The organism is Ewingella sp. S1.OA.A_B6, assembly GCF_049889095.1.
GTDB lineage: Bacteria > Pseudomonadota > Gammaproteobacteria > Enterobacterales > Enterobacteriaceae > Ewingella.
Genome location: NZ_JBLJFK010000001.1, coordinates 773,429 through 790,637, shown reverse-complemented (window position 1 = coordinate 790,637; position 17,209 = coordinate 773,429). Strand labels below are relative to the sequence as shown.

The 17,209-nt window shown below is 49.4% G+C and carries 18 protein-coding genes; 9 read left to right on the top strand and 9 right to left on the bottom strand.

Going from position 1 to position 17,209, the window contains the following annotated elements; genetic code table 11:
* Window positions 1–6: 6 nt before the first annotated feature.
* Window positions 7–1,038, bottom strand: coding sequence for a helix-turn-helix domain-containing protein (locus ACMV8I_RS03890; protein ID WP_498863882.1), 1,032 nt, complete (start codon window positions 1,036–1,038; stop codon window positions 7–9).
* 259 nt (window positions 1,039–1,297) lie between these two features.
* Between ACMV8I_RS03890 and ACMV8I_RS03885 the strand changes: the two genes are divergently transcribed.
* The 4 genes from ACMV8I_RS03885 (at window position 1,298) to gstA (ending at window position 5,300) form a co-directional block, all read left to right on the top strand.
* Entirely contained in the window at window positions 1,298–1,570 is a 273-nt protein-coding gene (locus ACMV8I_RS03885) for a hypothetical protein (protein WP_498863881.1), read from the top strand.
* Window positions 1,571–1,835: 265 nt separating this feature from the next.
* Window positions 1,836–3,503: a putative bifunctional diguanylate cyclase/phosphodiesterase gene (locus ACMV8I_RS03880; protein ID WP_498863880.1), complete on the top strand. Its 1,668-nt coding sequence runs from the start codon at window positions 1,836–1,838 to the stop codon at window positions 3,501–3,503.
* Window positions 3,504–3,621: 118 nt separating this feature from the next.
* Window positions 3,622–4,488 carry a 4-hydroxy-tetrahydrodipicolinate synthase gene (dapA, locus tag ACMV8I_RS03875; RefSeq protein WP_498863879.1) on the top strand — a complete coding sequence of 289 codons (867 nt, stop codon included), beginning with the start codon at window positions 3,622–3,624 and terminating at the stop codon, window positions 4,486–4,488.
* Between the two features lie 206 nt (window positions 4,489–4,694).
* Window positions 4,695–5,300, top strand: coding sequence for a glutathione transferase GstA (gene gstA / locus ACMV8I_RS03870; protein WP_498863878.1), 606 nt, complete (start codon window positions 4,695–4,697; stop codon window positions 5,298–5,300).
* Between the two features lie 81 nt (window positions 5,301–5,381).
* Here the strand turns inward: gstA and pdxY are convergent, their stop codons facing one another.
* From pdxY to anmK, 5 genes are all read right to left on the bottom strand, one after another.
* A complete protein-coding gene (pdxY, locus tag ACMV8I_RS03865) occupies window positions 5,382–6,242 on the bottom strand; it encodes a pyridoxal kinase PdxY (protein ID WP_498863877.1) in 861 nt (286 codons plus the stop codon).
* Window positions 6,243–6,348: 106 nt separating this feature from the next.
* A complete protein-coding gene (tyrS, locus tag ACMV8I_RS03860) occupies window positions 6,349–7,623 on the bottom strand; it encodes a tyrosine--tRNA ligase (protein ID WP_498863876.1) in 1,275 nt (424 codons plus the stop codon).
* Between the two features lie 150 nt (window positions 7,624–7,773).
* Window positions 7,774–8,439 carry a pyridoxamine 5'-phosphate oxidase gene (gene pdxH / locus ACMV8I_RS03855; RefSeq protein WP_498863875.1) on the bottom strand — a complete coding sequence of 222 codons (666 nt, stop codon included), beginning with the start codon at window positions 8,437–8,439 and terminating at the stop codon, window positions 7,774–7,776.
* 116 nt (window positions 8,440–8,555) lie between these two features.
* A complete protein-coding gene (locus ACMV8I_RS03850) occupies window positions 8,556–8,864 on the bottom strand; it encodes an MliC family protein (RefSeq protein ID WP_498863874.1) in 309 nt (102 codons plus the stop codon).
* An 81-nt stretch (window positions 8,865–8,945) separates the two neighbouring features.
* Window positions 8,946–10,067, bottom strand: coding sequence for an anhydro-N-acetylmuramic acid kinase (gene anmK / locus ACMV8I_RS03845; RefSeq protein WP_498864711.1), 1,122 nt, complete (start codon window positions 10,065–10,067; stop codon window positions 8,946–8,948).
* 441 nt (window positions 10,068–10,508) lie between these two features.
* On the opposite strand from anmK, the gene ACMV8I_RS03840 reads away from it, so the two are divergent.
* Entirely contained in the window at window positions 10,509–10,979 is a 471-nt protein-coding gene (locus ACMV8I_RS03840; protein WP_498863873.1) for an outer membrane lipoprotein, read from the top strand.
* 158 nt (window positions 10,980–11,137) lie between these two features.
* On the opposite strand, the gene slyA is transcribed toward ACMV8I_RS03840, so the two are convergent.
* Window positions 11,138–11,572 carry a transcriptional regulator SlyA gene (gene slyA, locus ACMV8I_RS03835; RefSeq protein WP_498863872.1) on the bottom strand — a complete coding sequence of 145 codons (435 nt, stop codon included), beginning with the start codon at window positions 11,570–11,572 and terminating at the stop codon, window positions 11,138–11,140.
* Window positions 11,573–11,783: 211 nt separating this feature from the next.
* Here slyA and ACMV8I_RS03830 point away from each other — a divergent pair, with 211 nt between their 5' ends.
* From ACMV8I_RS03830 to ACMV8I_RS03820, 3 genes are read left to right on the top strand one after another with little or no spacing between them, the layout of a single operon-like run.
* Complete coding sequence (locus tag ACMV8I_RS03830) at window positions 11,784–11,987, top strand: DUF1656 domain-containing protein (protein ID WP_498864710.1); 204 nt, start codon at window positions 11,784–11,786, stop codon at window positions 11,985–11,987.
* Window positions 11,988–11,991: 4 nt separating this feature from the next.
* Window positions 11,992–12,849, top strand: a complete 858-nt coding sequence (locus ACMV8I_RS03825) for an efflux RND transporter periplasmic adaptor subunit (protein WP_498863871.1) — start codon at window positions 11,992–11,994, stop codon at window positions 12,847–12,849.
* A gap of 11 nt (window positions 12,850–12,860) precedes the next feature.
* The gene (locus ACMV8I_RS03820; protein ID WP_498863870.1) at window positions 12,861–14,903 is read left to right on the top strand and encodes an FUSC family protein; all 2,043 of its coding nucleotides are present in this window, start codon (window positions 12,861–12,863) and stop codon (window positions 14,901–14,903) included.
* A gap of 89 nt (window positions 14,904–14,992) precedes the next feature.
* Here the strand turns inward: ACMV8I_RS03820 and ACMV8I_RS03815 are convergent, their stop codons facing one another.
* Together ACMV8I_RS03815 and ACMV8I_RS03810 are read right to left on the bottom strand one after the other, a co-directional pair.
* Window positions 14,993–15,889, bottom strand: a complete 897-nt coding sequence (locus ACMV8I_RS03815) for an aldo/keto reductase (RefSeq protein ID WP_498863869.1) — start codon at window positions 15,887–15,889, stop codon at window positions 14,993–14,995.
* A gap of 107 nt (window positions 15,890–15,996) precedes the next feature.
* Window positions 15,997–16,236 carry a DUF1289 domain-containing protein gene (locus ACMV8I_RS03810; RefSeq protein WP_498863868.1) on the bottom strand — a complete coding sequence of 80 codons (240 nt, stop codon included), beginning with the start codon at window positions 16,234–16,236 and terminating at the stop codon, window positions 15,997–15,999.
* 178 nt (window positions 16,237–16,414) lie between these two features.
* Here ACMV8I_RS03810 and ACMV8I_RS03805 point away from each other — a divergent pair, with 178 nt between their 5' ends.
* Window positions 16,415–17,026, top strand: a complete 612-nt coding sequence (locus tag ACMV8I_RS03805) for a TetR/AcrR family transcriptional regulator (protein WP_498863867.1) — start codon at window positions 16,415–16,417, stop codon at window positions 17,024–17,026.
* Window positions 17,027–17,209 lie beyond the last annotated feature (183 nt).

Genomic DNA, 17,209 nt, shown 5'->3' with positions numbered 1-17,209 from the left:
TTGTCGTTATAAAGAGCTTATCCAGTTTACATGAGTGGCATCACTCTTTCCCTCCAACTTGCCTGCCAGACGGAGTCTGTCACGCATTTCTTTGGGGGTTGCACCATGTACTTCATTGAAATAGCGACGTAAAGCGCTGAGTTCCAGCCCACACTGACGCGCTATCGCTGACAGGCTTTGGTCAGACATTGAGGATGAGCGCAACAACCGTTTGGCGAGTAATAAGCGGCGGCTACGGACAAACTGGGCAATACCTCCCAGCGGTTCAAACAACCGGTAGAGTCCCGAGCGTGAAATCGCAAAAGTCTTGCACAGAGCATCCACGCTGACCGGAGACGCTATATACTTTTCGATATGCAGGCAAATACGCTCCAGACGAGCGCTTTGATCAAACGGATGCTCAACTTTTCGCCCTGCTACCAAATATAGCGTTTGCAAAAATACTGCGGCGGCCCCTTCGCCAGTGCTCAGCACTTCCTGTTCGGTCATCTGGTCAAACACCTGCACCATGGTGGCGAAATGGTTGCGTAAAATGATATTTACCGGCGAGGAAGCCGGAATATGCTTGCCATGCAGCGAGGCGATATCAACATTAAATTGCAAGCTGTGCTTGGGCATAATGATGTACTGATAGGTGCAGAGCCGGGGCTTTAGTTCCCCTGGATAGACATGTATCTGGATAGGTTGGGACATATCCTGTATCAGGATATCTCCCTGCGCGATCTGCAATCGTTGCCCAAAACACTGCACATCCATACCGCCTATAATGACGATAAAAATAACAATATGGTCGGGCATGGAAAATAAATTGCCATACTGACGGTTAATGTCATGTTCGCTCACGGTAAGCACGCCACCCACCACCCGACCAAAATTATAACCTGTCACACCCCAGTCAAAACCCTCACGGTTGTTATCTGGTAGCTCCAGCTTAAAACCTGCGCTGGACATACCATCTTCCCACTCATAGAAACGGGTTTCGAAATCCGGGTAAATATTGGCTGAATCAACTATTTTCCGTGAAGACGAATCGGTCATTCTCACACCATGAGTTAGGAATATTCCCAAACAATAGTCCACCTTGTCTGATGGAATCAACAGAATAAAAAAGTCAGCCTTAACCACACAGCAATAGGTGCGCGAGCAAACAAGGAACGTTAATCAGCGCACTGAATCGCAGACGTTGTGGTACTTTAATGCAATAATCGTGTTGAACTGGATTACCGTTATTCATGCGACATTCCACTTTTGCTACGCTTCCTTAGCGCTAACCTTCGCAAATGACAGGATATCAAAGATGGATAATAAGAAAGTCCTGGATGAGGGACGGCAGTTAAAGCGTCTGAATGCAGAAACCCGCCGTCAGTCGCATATGTATAAGTGGTTTGCATTTATCGCCGCACTCGATTGCATTTTGGTTATTTTCTATGATCAGGATATGCGTAATATCCTCTTTTCAGCTGGGGTTTGTATTGTCTGTACTTATCTATGGATCAAAGGACGTAATCAATCGCGTAAATACCGTCGCGAGTGGAATGAAAAATACAGTAATAAAGATAAAATACTTTGACCGCGTTAGAATGTTTTTCTGATCAACGAAGCAACCAAAAATCGTGTCAAATCAACTGTTCGGTAATCCTCCGCATAAAATCTCGATTACCTGACTTAATACATGATAAGCAATTGAATTTAAAAATTTAAAAATCACAGTAATTTTCACGTCATAATGTGAGTAATAATTGCATTATTGTTCGATTTTAACGATCTCTCTATATTATGCGGTGGGTTATCCCATTGCCCTGATAGACTCATTTTCTGCTCAGGATTATTAGCTTATGCTTACTGATATTGCGATATGCCAGGCGATTCTCGACGCGCTTACAGAGGCGACCATCTTGAAAGATGATAAGCGAAAATTGGTTTTTCTTAATCCAAAAGCTTCTGAGTTGTTTGGCCGTCGCCGGGAGGATCTTATTGGTAAAGATGTCTCGTTCTTTACCGAAGAGACTCAGTCTGCACGACAGCGTGAACGCGATATAGAAGTGTTAACAACCGGAGAAAAAAACGTCAATGAAGAAATGCTCATCGACGCTAACGGAAAATGCCGCAATGTTCTGGTCAGGAAAACGCGCCTGACGTTACAGCATCGCCACTTTATTCTGACGTCTATAATGGATATTTCGTTACTGCGAAGTTCAGAAGCACAGATTCGTTACCTCGCACGCCACGATGTACTGACCGGTTTGCCTAACCGCACTGCGCTCAATGAAGAGCTCAACCAAATCGCTGCACAACGGATGTATCACCCGGAACCCTACGCCTTATTCCTGATCAATCTCAATGAATTCAACTATATCAATGACACCTATGGTTATCAGGCCGGAGATGCGATTTTATGCGAGTTTGGCCAGCGTTTACGCAATGAAACCGGCAGTGCCGGCACCGTATCGCGCATAGGTGGTGATGAGTTCGCCATTGTCTTAAGCAATAGTCCGACACCGGAGCAGGCCCATACTCTGGCACTGGAGATTATGGTAATGATGCGCCACCCTTTCAGCCTGACAAGGGCCAATCCGATGGTGACATTCTCCCTCGGAATTGTGATGTTTGGAGCCGAAAATGTTACTGGTGGCGAGATATTACGCCGAGGTAATACTGCATTGATTGATGCAAAACAGCGTGGTAAGAACACGTTCTCCTTCTATTCAGAACTGCTCGATGCCAGCTGCGTCAGCAAGCGCATCATGGTAAAAGCGCTGGCTGAATCACTGTCGAGAGAAGGTGATCTGACCTGTGTTTATCAGCCGATACTGCGTAGCGTTGACGAGAAAGTGGTCTGCGTGGAAGCGCTGGCGCGCTGGAGTCACAGCGTGCTCGGCGCCGTTTCGCCGGTGCAGTTTATCGCGCTGGCCGAAGAGACAGGAATGATTATTCAGTTAGGTGAAATTATTTTTCGCCAGGCATGTCAACAAATTAGCAGCTTCAAAAATCTCAACCTGGCGATCAACGTCTCGGCAGTACAGTTGGGGGAAGCCAATTTTGCCGATCGGATCCTCACTTTGCTGGATGAAGAAAGGTTTCCCGCCACACGGCTTGAACTGGAATTGACAGAAACCTCAGTCATGAACGCCAACGCGACTAGCCTGAATCATCTGGTTCGTCTGCGAGAAGCCGGCGTTAAAATTTCACTGGATGATTTCGGCACCGGCTATTCCAGCCTTAGTCTGCTGAAAGATATTTCGGTCGACAGTGTAAAAATCGACCGCTCATTTGTACAATACGTCACAGAAGTCAATGATACCGCCGCCATTGTTTCCGCCGTGTCGCAGTTGGGAAATAAAATGAAGCTGAACGTCATCGCCGAAGGTGTTGAAAACCAATTGCAAAAATCTTTCCTTATATCAGCAGGTTGCTCACATTTACAAGGGTATCTCTTTTCGCGCCCAGTGCCAGTGGAAACCCTGCTCATCCTGCTAAACAGTGAACTGGATATGCTGCGCTGAGACGAATATAAGTCTGATAAATAACTTAAATCGTACTATGAATTCTTTCAATTGGCATCATCCCCCGCTTTGCTGACATGATCCTTGGCATTCATAACGCCGTCGAAGGAAGTTAATCATGTCATCGTTTTCAGGTATCTGGGTCCCACTGGTTACGCCTTTTCATCAGGGTGAAATTGATTTCCCTGCCTTGCAGGCGCTCTGTACCCATTTGCTGAAACGGGGCGTTGATGGCGTGGTGGTGTGCGGTACAACAGGTGAAGCACCGATGCTCAGTAAATATGAGCAACTTCAGGTGCTCGACACCGTTTTGGAAACTGTGCCAGGACACCAGGTCGTGATGGGACTCTCTGGTACACATCTGCCAACAGTGCGCGCCATGCAGGAGGAGATTATGCAGCGACCAGTCGCAGGGATCCTGCTGCCGGCCCCTTACTATATCCGCCCTTCGCAAGCAGCACTGGTCACGTGGTTTACCGAACTGGCCGACCACTCTTCGGTACCGATCATTTTGTACAATGTGCCTTACCGCACCGGCGTCCATCTTGAGCTCGATACCCTGCGTCAGCTGGCCACCCACCCAAAAATTGTAGCGATTAAAGATTGCGGTGGCAGTCTTGATCTCACTCTGTCATTGATTGCCGATGGCCAATTGGATGTACTTTGTGGCGAAGATGCGCAGATATTCTCAACCCTATGCCATGGTGGAACAGGTGCTATTGCAGCATCAGCACATCTGTTCCCTGAGCAATTTGTTAATTTGATTCAACAGATTAAGATGAACGATCTGTCTGGTGCCCGTCAGACCTTTTTCTCCTTGCTGCCGCTGATGCGCCTGATGTTCAGCGCCCCTAATCCTGCAGCAATTAAATACGCACTTTCATTGGATGGGCTGCTGCATAATGAAGTACGTGCACCACTACTTCCCGCTCCAGAAAGTGTTGAGCGCGCGGTGCGTGATCATCTGAATCAGTATTCTCGCTGAATGCCTGACAGGAATAGCATGCTGTCGGGCACTAAACGCTGCCTGTCACTCTATGAGCATTCACACCAACAACACGATTTAGTCACTGACATTTTTCATCGGCGGCTCTAGGATAGTGGTAGATATCTATCCCTGTGCAACCGCGCCGTCTAGACGTCGCGGCTACTAAGGCCTGCGTGACAATTGTTGAAACTTACGGAGTTTGTATGAAACTTTATTATAAAGCCGGCGCTTGTTCCCTTTCACCACATATTATTCTGCGTGAAGCTGGTCTGGATTTCAGCATCGTCAAAGTTGATCTGGCGACCAAGAAAACCGAAAACAATGACGATTTTCTTGCCGTGAACCCTAAAGGTCAAATCCCGACGCTGGAACTGAACGATGGTAGCATCCTGACCGAAGGCGTAGCGATTGTGCAATATCTGGCCGACCAGAAACCGGACCGCCAGTTATTGCCAGAAGTGGGAACGCTGGCGCGTTATCATGCGCTGGAGTGGCTGAACTATATTGCTACCGAACTGCATAAAGGATTCAGTCCGCTGTTCAATCCGAAAACACCAGAAGAGTATAAATCGCTGACCCGTGAAGCGCTGGCGAAGAAATTTGCCTATATTAACGACTCACTGAAAGATCATCAGTACCTGCTGGGATCGCGTTTCAGCGTAGCTGATGCGTATCTGTTCACTGTGATGGGCTGGGCAAAAGCGCTAAAATTTGATCTCTCCGCATTGAGTGATCTGAACCACTATCTTGACCGCGTGGCAGCACGCCCTGCGGTTGATGCTGCACTGGTGGCTGAAGGTCTGAAATAAATTTCTGCCTGCCATACGGTAAAAAGCCCCGGCTGATGTAGCGCGGGGCTTTTTTTATCGCTTAGGTCATCAAAAGTGTTATTAAAGCTTAATGGCCGTAAAGTGATGCTGCGGCGTCACCATGTTGTCCTGTGCGGCAACCACTTGCAGCTCATACTCACCCATAGCGTGCGTCGCCAACATCACTTCATAAACCGCCGCGGTGACATGTTCGAGGGCCTTATCCAGCGTTTCGCTTTTGAGTAAATTAACCAGCAGCAGACCACTGGTTAAATCACCTACGCCAACCGGCTGACGCACACCAAAATCAATCAACGGACGGTCGACATGCCAGGCTTCATCGGCGGTGACCAGTAACATCTCAAAGCGGTCACTGTGATAACCGGCACGACTGAGGTGTTTCACCAGTACGATTTTTGGACCTTTAGCAATCAGTTCACGCGCTGTCACCACAGCATCTTCCACGCTGAGAACAGCATGACCGCTGAGCAGTTCGAGCTCAAGCAGATTGGGCGCTATAATATCGCAGTTGATCAAAGCCTCGTTACAGTGGAACTCCGCCACGCCCGGCGCAACAATGCAGCCCTTCTCCGGATGCCCCATGACCGGGTCGCAGAAATACCAGGCGTCTGGGTTAGCCTCTTTCACCTGACGGACAATTTGCAGAATGCTCTGCCCCTGCTCCGGCGAACCAATATACCCACTTAATATCGCATCACAGTCTTTAAGACGGTCAATATCTGCGATGCCCTGTGCTATATCAGTCAGATGACTGGCCGGCATAACGCAGCCGGTCCAATGGCCATACTGTGTATGATTAGAAAATTGCACCGTATTAAGAGGCCAAACGTTTGCGCCCATGCGACGCATTGGAAATTCTGCCGCGCTGTTACCGGCGTGACCAAAAACGGTGTGTGACTGAATAGAAAGGATGTTTTTCATGAAAAGTCCCGATACAGACGTCATCGGCGGATGGCGCGTTGGCAGATTTTTTGAATTAAATGACTCAGGGATAAAGGGGCTGAATAGCCCCTTTATCCTGCCGATCTTATTTCCAGATCAGCAGACTGTAATTTTTCTTACCACGGCGTAGTAAAGCATAACGCCCGAACAGACGATCGCGTTCACTGAAGCGATATTCTGGATCGGTCTGCTTTTCACCGTTGAGGCTGATGGCATTGGAAGAGATCATGGTGCGAGCCTGGCCACGTGATGGAGCCATCTCTCCGGCAACCAGCGCCTGTTGCAAATCAGCCTCGGCTTCCAGCGTCACCACCGGCATTCCGTCTTGCTCAAGCTGCGCCAAGTCGGCTTCGGTCATTTCACTTAACGCGCCGGAGAACAGGCTTTCGGTGATACGACGTGCTGCTGCAAGGCCTTCTGCGCCGTGAACCATGCCAGTAACGTCTTCAGCCAGAACGTACTGCGCACGTGGCGCTTTGCCGCTGGTTTTGTCTTCTTCTTCCAGCGCATTGATGTCTTCGATGCTCATGAAGGTAAAGAATTTCAGGAAATGGTAAACATCGGCATCCGCAGTGTTGATCCAGAACTGATAGAATTTGTACGGGCTGGTTTTCTTCGGATCAAGCCAGACCGCCCCCCCTTCAGTTTTGCCGAATTTAGTGCCGTCTGATTTAGTAATAAGCGGAACAGTCAGGCCGAACACCTGTTTCTGATGCAGACGACGGGTCAGGTCGATACCGGAGGTAATGTTACCCCACTGATCCGAACCGCCAATTTGTAGCTCAACTTGATGCAAGTCATACAGTGAAGAGAAATCGTAACCCTGCAGTAAATTGTATGAGAACTCGGTGAAGGAAATCCCACTATCGTCACGGTTCAGGCGCTGTTTCACCGCTTCTTTGTTGATCATCTGGTTTACAGAGAAGTGCTTACCGATATCACGCAGGAAGGTCAGCACATTCATGCCACCAAACCAGTCGTAGTTATTCGCTGTGATAGCGCTATTTTCACCGCAGTTGAAATCCAGGAACGGGGAAACCTGGTGGCGGATCTTTTCCACCCATTCGTTCACGGTTTCATTTGTATTGAGCTTCCGCTCGGCGGCTTTAAAGCTCGGGTCACCAATTAAACCGGTCGCACCGCCAACCAGCGCAACGGGTTTATGTCCATGTAACTGGAAGCGTTTCAGGCAAAGCAAAGGCACCAAATGACCCAAATGCAAGCTGTCTGCGGTTGGATCGAAACCACAATAGAGTGCAATTGGCCCTTGCGCCAGTCGCTCTGCTAACGCTTTTTCATCCGTCACCTGGGCAATGAGGCCCCGCTCTTGCAGTTGTTTAATCAGGTTGCTGCTCGCCATCAAAGACTCCATTTATTATTTACTGAACCTGTGCAGATTCATGTCTGGCATCATGCCACGCATGTGCCTTCTCTCTCGCCATTACTGGGAACGGCATAGAATAAAGCGCCCGCCGTCCGAGCGCTAGGAAATCGCGTTATTTTTCGTGGTTCAGGGTGCCAGGCGGTCTATTTTCCAGCCGGTTTCATTATCAGTCGCCTCACGTTGATAAATGAAGCGATCGTGCAAACGGTGTTCACCGCCCTGCCAGAACTCCATCGATTCCACTCTGACCCGAAATCCCCCCCAGAAACTCGGCAGCGGCACTTCGCCCTGGCTGAATTTTTGTTTCAGTTCGAGGAACTTGCTTTCCAGTACACCGCGCGCGGAGATCCGGCTGGATTGGTGTGACACCCACGCGCCGATCTGACTATCTTTTGGGCGACTGGCAAAATACTTCATCACTTCAAAGGTGGAGAGACGCTCGGCCTGTCCGAGCACAATCACCTGACGATCCAGCATATGCCATGGAAACAGCAAGCTGATACGGCTGTTATTGGCCAGATGTTGCGCCTTGCGACTGCCGAGATTGGTATAAAAAATCAGTCCTTTTTCGTCATAATGTTTAAGCAAAACGATGCGCTGAAACGGTTGTCCGTGCTCATCAACCGTGGCAACTACCATGGCCGTTGGGTCAGCTAGCTTGGCTTCGCAGGCCTGTTTTAGCCAGTGTTCAAACAGTGGCTGAGGTGCAGAGGGTAAATCAGCACGACGCAGGCCCCCCCGCGTGTATTCACGACGAGAGTCTGCTACATCAAATTCATTGTTATCAGCCATATGAGTTCATTACGCGAGAGATTGAGGTGGAGGTATTCTGCGCCTGACGCATCAGGATCTCAATCATCCTGACGCGACGGTGTGGCTTTAATAAAAGGAAATAAGAAGGGTAAAGGTTATTTTTGAACGCAATCATTGAGGATTATGGTATCACCGCGCTGTACAAACGCTGCGGGTCCCTTCGACCAGAAAGTATATTGTCCATCACTGTATTTGGTGCCCGACGCCGCTTCCACCTGTTTCAGCTTCAGCTGTTTACCGTCAAGCAGGAAATCGACCTGTTTTGCCGGTTTATCCAGCGTGACCGTCAGCGGTGTTGTCCCGCACTGATAATGCAGTTGCTCGGTCGGTACCGGTGGTTGAGAGTGGAACTGGCTACACCCCGCCAATGTTAAACCTGCCAAAGCGAAGATCGCTTTTTTCATCCTGTAGCTCCTTATGATTCTGGCTCAATCCGTTTTATTACCACGTGCGGCGATAAAACACATTGGGATTAAGCCGAGATATCATCGTACGCCGTTGACAGGGACAGGATAAATCGCACCGAGCACCGTCTCACGGCTGGCGCCGGTGACAGAGGGTAGATTACCGGATTTCCCCGACAGCGTGCGGAATGCCAGCCAAGCAAATGCCAGCGCTTCCATATCATCCCCACTGATCCCAAAGGTGTCTGTGGTGCACACTTCGGTGCCTGGTAACATTGCTGAGAGCCGAGCCATGACCAGAGGGTTGCGCGCCCCACCGCCGCACACCATCAGGCGGTCGCTGCCACCCGCCAGTTGTACCTGCTCGGCGATGCTGGAAGCGGTTAATTCAGCCAGCGTGGACTGCACATCTTCCGGCGGAAGTTCGTGCATACGGCTCAACTGTTTTTCAAGCCAGGCAATATTGAAATACTCCCGTCCAGTACTTTTTGGCGCCGGTTCAGCAAAATAAGGATCAGAGAGCATTTGCTGTAAAAGAGTCAGATTGACTCTGCCCTGACTAGCCCACTCCGCATTTTTATCGAAGGGCAACGCGCGGTGACGCCAGATCCAGGCATCCATTAGCATATTACCTGGGCCGGTATCATAGCCTCTAATTGGCTGACCGGGCAGTAAGAGCGATAAGTTAGCAATACCGCCAATATTGAGGATCATCCTGCGCTCCGCGGAGTCGGCCAGCAGTGCCTGGTGAAATGCAGGTACTAAAGGAGCGCCCTGTCCGCCGTAGGCCATATCGCGACGGCGAAAATCACCAACCGTGGTGATCCCCGTGATGGCGGCTATGCGATTGTTATCGCCAAGCTGCATTGAGAATGTGGCCTCGCCTTTCGGCTGATGCCATACCGTCTGCCCATGGCAACCTATAGCCATCACCTCATCGGCGCTGATACCGGCTTTTTCCAGCAGTGCCAACACGGCCTCACCGAAGAGTATCCCAAGGCGGGTATCGAGTTCACCGACCTGCGCCAACGTGACCTGTTGCCCCTGGCACATCCCGAGAATGGCATTCTTTATTTCAACAGGCATCGGATGCGAATGGCTGGCCTGTTGGGCGACCATTCTTTCGTCAATAGCCGCCAGCACGACATCCACACCATCAAGGCTGGTCCCTGACATCACGCCGATATAGCGTCCTGACTTCATAGATAACATCCCTAACACCTCCGGTAAAAAATGGTCAATAGTGCTTCACGCTCAAATAAAACAGAATTACCCTAGCAGCGCCATGAGTAACGCCTTTTTAATTGCGCTATGTGATTGGTGCATTTGTTTTTTGTTAACTTAATAACACATTTCAAACCAACAGCTCGGGAAATTGGCTATCATTAAGGCTACAAAGTCTGTTGAGCAAGGATTTAGCGCAAACACTGTCTAAAACATAAACCACCGTTTATTATTAGTTGAACAGACCTAATGTAATCTTGTGTCCTTAAGAATCTGCTTTAACAAGTTATCTTAGTGTCAGCTTGAGTTTCTAAGCTACTCGACACCCTCGACAGGATGTTGAACCGTGGATAGACCTACGCTGTCGCGGCGTGACAGGTCATCAGGCTGCGACAGCGTGAATTTAAACAGGAGCAATTTATGATTAAGCGTTTTCTGGCAGTCGCACTTGCGGGTGTAACTCTTGCAGGCTGTGTAAATGACAACACAGCATCGGGCGATGTCTACTCCGCTTCTCAAGCCAAACAGATCCAACAGGTCTCTTATGGCACCATTATTTCAACACGTGCTGTACAGATTCAGGGTGGCGATGAAAGCAACATTATCGGTGCGTTGGGTGGCGCAGTGCTGGGTGGGTTCCTTGGTAACACCGTAGGCGGTGGTACAGGCCGCAGCCTGGCAACTGCTGGTGGTGCAGTACTGGGTGGCGTAGCAGGTCAGGGCGTGCAAAGCACCCTCAACCGCTCGAACGCCGTCGAGTTGCAAATCCGTCGTGACGACGGTACGACCATTCAAGTGGTGCAGAAAACCGGTCCAACCAAGTTTAGCGTTGGCCAACGTGTCAGCATGGCGGCCAGTGGCAGCACCGTGACGGTGTCCCCAAGCGCCTGATTTCACATATTGAACGGGTGAAATGCAAAAAAGCCGGCAGCGAAAGCTGCCGGCTTTTTCGTATCATCAATACGTTATCGTAACAATGTAAAATCTGAGTATGGTGTGCACAACAGACCGAAATGACGCGCAAACAAACGGTGCGAATCAACTATTTGTTATGATTTACTTTGCAGTGCACCGATATTTTTTTCCAGACGCGCCAGCATTCCAACTAGCAGCTCAATCTCTGAATGAGACATTCCGGTCAGGATCTCTTTGCGTGTTGAGTCGATGACTGACTCCATGGCACTGATGATCGGTGCCGCTTCTTCGGTGAGTTTGATGCGTTTCGCACGGCGGTCGCTTGCGCATGTTTGCCGCGTGATGAGTTTTTTCTCTTCAAGTTGATCCAGCGTTCTGACCAGAGAAGGTTGCTCAATCCCTATCGCCTTGGCCAACTGAATTTGCGATTGTTCTGGCGGTAACATATTGATATTATGCAAGGTTACCCAATGCGTTTGCGTCAATTCGAGCGGTTTTAAGCGTTCGTCGATCAGCGCGCGCCAGACACGAACTAATCGTGCTAGATCAGATCCCAGTTTAGATTCCAATTACCTCTCCTTATAATTAGCATGCTAAGATAACTCCCCAGAGTTTAGCTTAGTTTTCGGAATTTTAATGGTGTAAATGCATTTATATACTGGATTTTATCACTGTCAGTTAGAGACCGGCATGCGCCTTCCTGCATTGACATCGTTTATAACACAATCACCCGCAGAGATTAATGTCGTGGATGCGCAAATATTTCATTCAGGCTCCCCAATGACAGATTTAGTTCTGGGCGCCTCACTTTATTTCCCCCCCATTTTCAAGGCCGTTTTGCTTGGGCTGATTTTCTGGATTTTGATACATCACCTTTTACGTGACTGGATCTATTCCGGCGAGGTGTGGCATCCGACATTGATGGATTTATCTATTTTCTTCATTTCTATTTGTGGTGCCCTGCTACTTCTGGTCAATGAGTAAGAACATGAAATTTAAAACTCTGAAATATTTCTCGACTGTCATTGTTTTTGCCTTCGCATTATGCGCTGGCTGGTGGATGTGGAATTATTATATGCAGTCACCCTGGACCCGAGACGGTAAAGTTCGCGCAGAATTGGTCGATATCACACCCGAAGTTTCGGGCAGGGTAACTGGCGTAAATATTCAAGATAATCAATTTATTAAGAGTGGTACGCTCCTGTTTGCTCTTGATCCTGTTCCCTATCAGATAGCGATGGATACTGCGCAGGCCGCACTCGCTAAAGCCGCAGCAGATTTGGATAAAGCCAATCATGAAGCGCAGCGCAGACGCGGGCTGGCAGCCAATATTATCTCTGCCGAATCGCTGGACGAGTCCAATATTTCGGTGAAAGCCATGAAAGCGCAATATCAGTCCGCACAGGCCTCACTGGAACAGGCTAAGTGGAATCTAAGCAAGACCAAAATATTCGCGCCAACCGACGGCTATATAACCAACCTACAAACCCGTAAAGGTAACTATGCCACGGCCGGTAAGCCTATCGTCGGGCTAGTCGATACACATTCGTTTTATGTCTTAGGCTATTTTGAAGAAACTAAACTTCGTCATATTAAAGAAGGCAGCCAAGCAGATATTGCACTGTATGACGGGAATATTCCGCTCCATGGGCAGGTTGAAAGTATCGGTCGTGCAATATATGACCAAAGCGTGGATGCTTCTGACGATTTATTAATGAACATTAAACCTAATGTTCCCTGGGTAAGACTTGCCCAACGCGTACCGGTCCGAATTAAATTGCTCAATGTACCTGCTGATGTGGTTCTGATTGCGGGTACTACCGCCACTATTTCAGTGCATTACTGAAGGCGGACTCCATGAATCTATCCTGGCTGGAATGGAAAAACACGCCGTGGGGAAAAGCCACTGCCGGGCAGTGGCGCTATGCGCTGCGCAACTCGATTGCAATGTGTCTGTCGCTGTACATCGCCTTCGTATTGCAACTTGAGGAGCCTTACTGGGCGCTGACCTCTGCAGCCGTCGTCAGTTTCCCCACGGTTGGCGGGGTGATAAGCAAGAGCATCGGCCGCGTTATAGGCAGTTTGATTGGCGCATTGGCTTCGGTGTTGATTGCCGGTCATTGCCTGAATGACCCCTGGCTGTTCACTTTTTCAATCGCCGCTTGGCTGGGACTTTGCACATATGTCTCCAACCACTATCGAAATAATGTCTCCTACGCCTTCGCGTTAGCGGGTTACACCGCCGCCATCATTGCTTTCTCGGCGGTCAATGTGACCGATACCAGCAAGATTTTCGACATTGCTCAAGCCCGCGTCTGTGAAGTGATCACCGGTATTCTGTGTGGCGGCTTTATGATGATGGTGATGCCCAGCACGTCTGACGGCGACACCTTGCTAAGATCTTTGCGTAAAATGCACACTCAACTGCTGGATCACGCCAGATTGCTTTGGCGGCCAGACGTGACCGAGCAAATCCGCACCTCGCACGAAGGAGTCATAGGCCAGATCCTTACCATGAACATGCTGCGTATTCAGGCAGTTTGGAGCCATTATCACCTGCGTCAGCAAAACAACCTGCTTAATTATTTACTTCACCAGCAGTTACGCATGACCAGCTATATTTCCAGTTTACGTCGCATGTTGCTCAACTGGCCGCATCACCCAGAGAGGCTTTACGAGGTGCTGAGTTTATTGCTGGAGGAACTAAACCGTCCTGAAAGCAATAAATATGAAATCGCCAAAATTCTCTACCAGCTCAAACCGCATGACACCTCAGACTTCCGTTATCAGGCATTCTGGCAAAGGCTGCGAGATTTTTGCTGGCTCTATCTGCGTAACGAACGCTGGTTAATGAGAGTTGAGAGCACCACTGCGGCACGGGTTGAGTTTCTACAACCTCCGCGCGTCAGCCGCCTTACTGAACACACAGACACCTATGAAGCGGCGTATAACGGCATACGTACATTTTTATGCATTGTGGTCGCCTGCTGGTTCTGGATGAGTACCCAGTGGAGCTCAGGGACATCGGCAGTCGCGCTAACGGCGGTGAGTTGTGTGCTTTACTCTTCTACCGCCTCCCCTATTAGCAGCATTACATTACTGATTAAATCACTGCTGCTGCTCTTCGCTGGCTGTTTCATCCTCAAGTTCGGCTTGGTGATTCAGCTTACTGACTTCTGGGTATTTTGCACTTTCCTGCTGCCCATTCTGGTCACCATGCAGATGATGAAATTGCAGTCCCCACGCTTTGCGGGTTTGTGGGGGCAACTGATTGTTTTCAGCGGTTCATTTTTGGCAGTGACGAACCCGCCAAGCTATGACTACGGCGCCTTTATTAATGACGGGATGGGCAGAATCGTTGGGGTGATGCTGGCGGGTATCGCCTTTCAGGTGTTAAGGCCAAGCTCAGACAAACGTAAGAGCCAACGTATTATCCGCGCCCTCCGTCGTGACTTTATTGATCAACTCAGCCGCAAACCACATCTCAGTCATTCGGAATTTGAATCGCAGATCTATCACCGCATTAATCAGCTAAATCAAAGTAAGGATCAAGTCTCACGGAACTGGTTGCTCCGCTGGGGTGTAGTGCTGCTCAATTGCAGCCATATTGTCTGGCAACTACGAGAGTGGGAAACCCATTCAGAACCGTTATCATCAGTACGCGATGTCTGTATTCAATGCCTGAAAGATATTATGACCGAACGTGGTGTCAGACATAAGGTGCTGGATGCAAGTCTGATTGAGTTGATGCACATCAGTCATTCTCTGGCACATCACCACGATGAGTCTGGCCGTGAACTGGCCGGCGTGATCTGGCGGTTATACTGCTCGTTGTCGCAGTTACAGCAGGCAATTTCAATACAAGAGATGTCAACAGGCAGCCCGACGGAGCCTGCCTGAGAAAAAATGAATACGGGCTAAGTCGCTTTAGCCCTACGTTATTGATGATGCAGCAAGGCGGTAAACGAATGAGCCCCAGTGGGCTTACATCAAGGAACGTCGTAACCCAGAGCGGCCTTCCGAATACGGAACCATTGCTGACGGGTCAGCTTCAGCGACAGGGATTTCCACGCTGATTTAACGCGTTCAATCTTGCCTGAACCGATGATCGGCAGCGGCTGCGACGGCAAATGCATCACCCAGGCGTAAACCACCTGCTCGATACTTTCCGCATTAATCTCTTCTGCTATTTTTTGTAGTTCATCACGCAGTGGCTGGAATTTTGCGTCGCTAAATAGACTACCTCCCCCGAGGCATGACCAGGCCATAGGTTTGATGCGCAACTGCTGACAAAGATCCAATGAACCGTCGAGAATGGCTGGCTGGTGAATCGGGGAGATCTCCAACTGATTGGTCACCAGCGAAAATGGCAGGCGCGACTGCAAAAGCGTGAACTGCGCTGGTGCGAAATTGGAGACGCCGAAATATTTCACTTTGCCACTTTTGTGTAGCGAAGTGAACGCGTCAGCCACGTCATCAGCATCCATCAGCGGGTCTGGACGGTGAATCAACAACAGGTCCAGGTGGTCTGTGCGCAGATTACTCAGCGATTTTTCAGCGCGTTCAATAATGTATTTGCTGTCGGTAATATAGTGGCCAATTTTATTGTCCGGATTGGCCGTGGTGGCAATCCCACATTTACTCACGAGTTGCATCTTTTCACGCAACGCCGGTTTTAGCCGCATCGCTTCGCCAAATGCCGTCTCACAGGCATAACCGCCGTAGATATCTGCGTGATCGGCAGTGGTGATACCAAGCTCAACGTGTTGTTCAATAAAACCCAACAGTTGCTGCGGTGTCATATTCCATTCCATCAAACGCCAGTAGCCGCAAATCATGCGAGAAAACTCGGGGCCCTGCGTGGATAGTGGGGTACGGGGATGCATGTAATTGCCTCAATTTATTCATTATAGGATGTTGTAAGTCGTTGACAGCATACAGAAGCCAACTCATTCCTGTATTGATCTTTGCCAGGAGTAGAATGCACATAGGGTCAAAAAAGAGAGGGTTGTTCAGGCAGAGGGTCATCGGGCTTTTTACCGGCGCGTTGTAGACGCAGCAGTCGCTGATGACACAGCCGGAGAACCTGGCGTTTTTCAGGATCGGTCATTGTCATCCAGCCAAATCGCTCTTCGCGGCTACGCAGGCAGCCACGGCAAAAACCGCGACTATCCGCCTGGCAGATACCGCGACAAGGGCTGGGAATGTCAAAAAACTCGAGCTGTTGGGCCACGACGTCTCCGCATCAATCATTGAATCCTTATTGAAGACGCTTTGGGAGCATCTCGCAAGTCTCTTTTGATAACTCGCAACATTCCGTTTTCTTTATCACAACAAAGATCCTGACAAAAAAGTGCGTTTTTTCAGTTCACACCTTGACCTAGACCGATCGGTCTATTACTCTCAGCCCTATGAACAAACATGCTCAACCCCATAGCGATACACGCGAACACCTGCTGGCCACGGGTGAAGAACTCAGCCTGCGTTTAGGCTTCACCGGCATGGGTCTGACGGAACTTCTGAAAACAGCAGAAGTTCCGAAGGGTTCCTTCTATCACCACTTCCGGTCCAAAGAAGCCTTTGGTGAAGCGATGATTCAACGCTATTTCGAACATTACGATTCGCATTTACAGCAGCTTTTTGGTCAGACGCAGGGTGATCAACGTCACCATATTCTGAGTTATTATGCCCAGAACATTACCAACTTTTGCAGCAGTGAATGCCACAACGCCTGCTTATCGGTCAAGCTGTCCGCTGAGGTCAGCGACCTTTCAGAATCGATGCGCCACGTGCTTGAACAGGGTTCTACGCGGGTGATCGCCTGCCTGCAGGATGCCATAGAAAAAGGTATCGCTGAAGGCTCGCTTACTGTCCCGGTCCCGCCGGCCGTTGCGGCAGCGACCCTGTATTCGCTCTGGTTGGGTGCTTCCCTGCTGGCGAAAGTCAAACGTTCAGTGACGCCACTGGCAGCTGCATTGGAAAGTGTTGAAATGCTGCTGCAACCGCCAGACAAGGCGGGCTGAAGAACTTCCAGAACGTGACATATTGATTGATCGCACATGACTTATTGATCAATAACTTGTTGATCAATAACTGTGGGTTGAAAGTTTGTTACTCGAAAATTTGTTAATCCAATCCGTATCAGAACCGCGTTTGTTTGGTTATATATTTTCACCACGACCAGACCGACCAGTCTATTAACCAGG

Coding starts and splice junctions, on each gene's coding strand:
- pdxH (WP_498863875.1), bottom strand. CDS start 8,439: ATGGCTGATAACAATGAATTTGATGTAGCAGACTCTCGTCGTGAATAC.
- gstA (WP_498863878.1), top strand. CDS start 4,695: ATGAAACTTTATTATAAAGCCGGCGCTTGTTCCCTTTCACCACATATT.
- ACMV8I_RS03825 (WP_498863871.1), top strand. CDS start 11,992: ATGAAATTTAAAACTCTGAAATATTTCTCGACTGTCATTGTTTTTGCC.
- pdxY (WP_498863877.1), bottom strand. CDS start 6,242: ATGAAAAACATCCTTTCTATTCAGTCACACACCGTTTTTGGTCACGCC.
- anmK (WP_498864711.1), bottom strand. CDS start 10,067: ATGAAGTCAGGACGCTATATCGGCGTGATGTCAGGGACCAGCCTTGAT.
- ACMV8I_RS03885 (WP_498863881.1), top strand. CDS start 1,298: ATGGATAATAAGAAAGTCCTGGATGAGGGACGGCAGTTAAAGCGTCTG.
- ACMV8I_RS03850 (WP_498863874.1), bottom strand. CDS start 8,864: ATGAAAAAAGCGATCTTCGCTTTGGCAGGTTTAACATTGGCGGGGTGT.
- ACMV8I_RS03840 (WP_498863873.1), top strand. CDS start 10,509: ATGATTAAGCGTTTTCTGGCAGTCGCACTTGCGGGTGTAACTCTTGCA.
- ACMV8I_RS03830 (WP_498864710.1), top strand. CDS start 11,784: ATGACAGATTTAGTTCTGGGCGCCTCACTTTATTTCCCCCCCATTTTC.
- ACMV8I_RS03880 (WP_498863880.1), top strand. CDS start 1,836: ATGCTTACTGATATTGCGATATGCCAGGCGATTCTCGACGCGCTTACA.
- ACMV8I_RS03805 (WP_498863867.1), top strand. CDS start 16,415: ATGAACAAACATGCTCAACCCCATAGCGATACACGCGAACACCTGCTG.
- ACMV8I_RS03890 (WP_498863882.1), bottom strand. CDS start 1,038: ATGACCGATTCGTCTTCACGGAAAATAGTTGATTCAGCCAATATTTAC.
- ACMV8I_RS03815 (WP_498863869.1), bottom strand. CDS start 15,889: ATGCATCCCCGTACCCCACTATCCACGCAGGGCCCCGAGTTTTCTCGC.
- tyrS (WP_498863876.1), bottom strand. CDS start 7,623: ATGGCGAGCAGCAACCTGATTAAACAACTGCAAGAGCGGGGCCTCATT.
- ACMV8I_RS03820 (WP_498863870.1), top strand. CDS start 12,861: ATGAATCTATCCTGGCTGGAATGGAAAAACACGCCGTGGGGAAAAGCC.
- dapA (WP_498863879.1), top strand. CDS start 3,622: ATGTCATCGTTTTCAGGTATCTGGGTCCCACTGGTTACGCCTTTTCAT.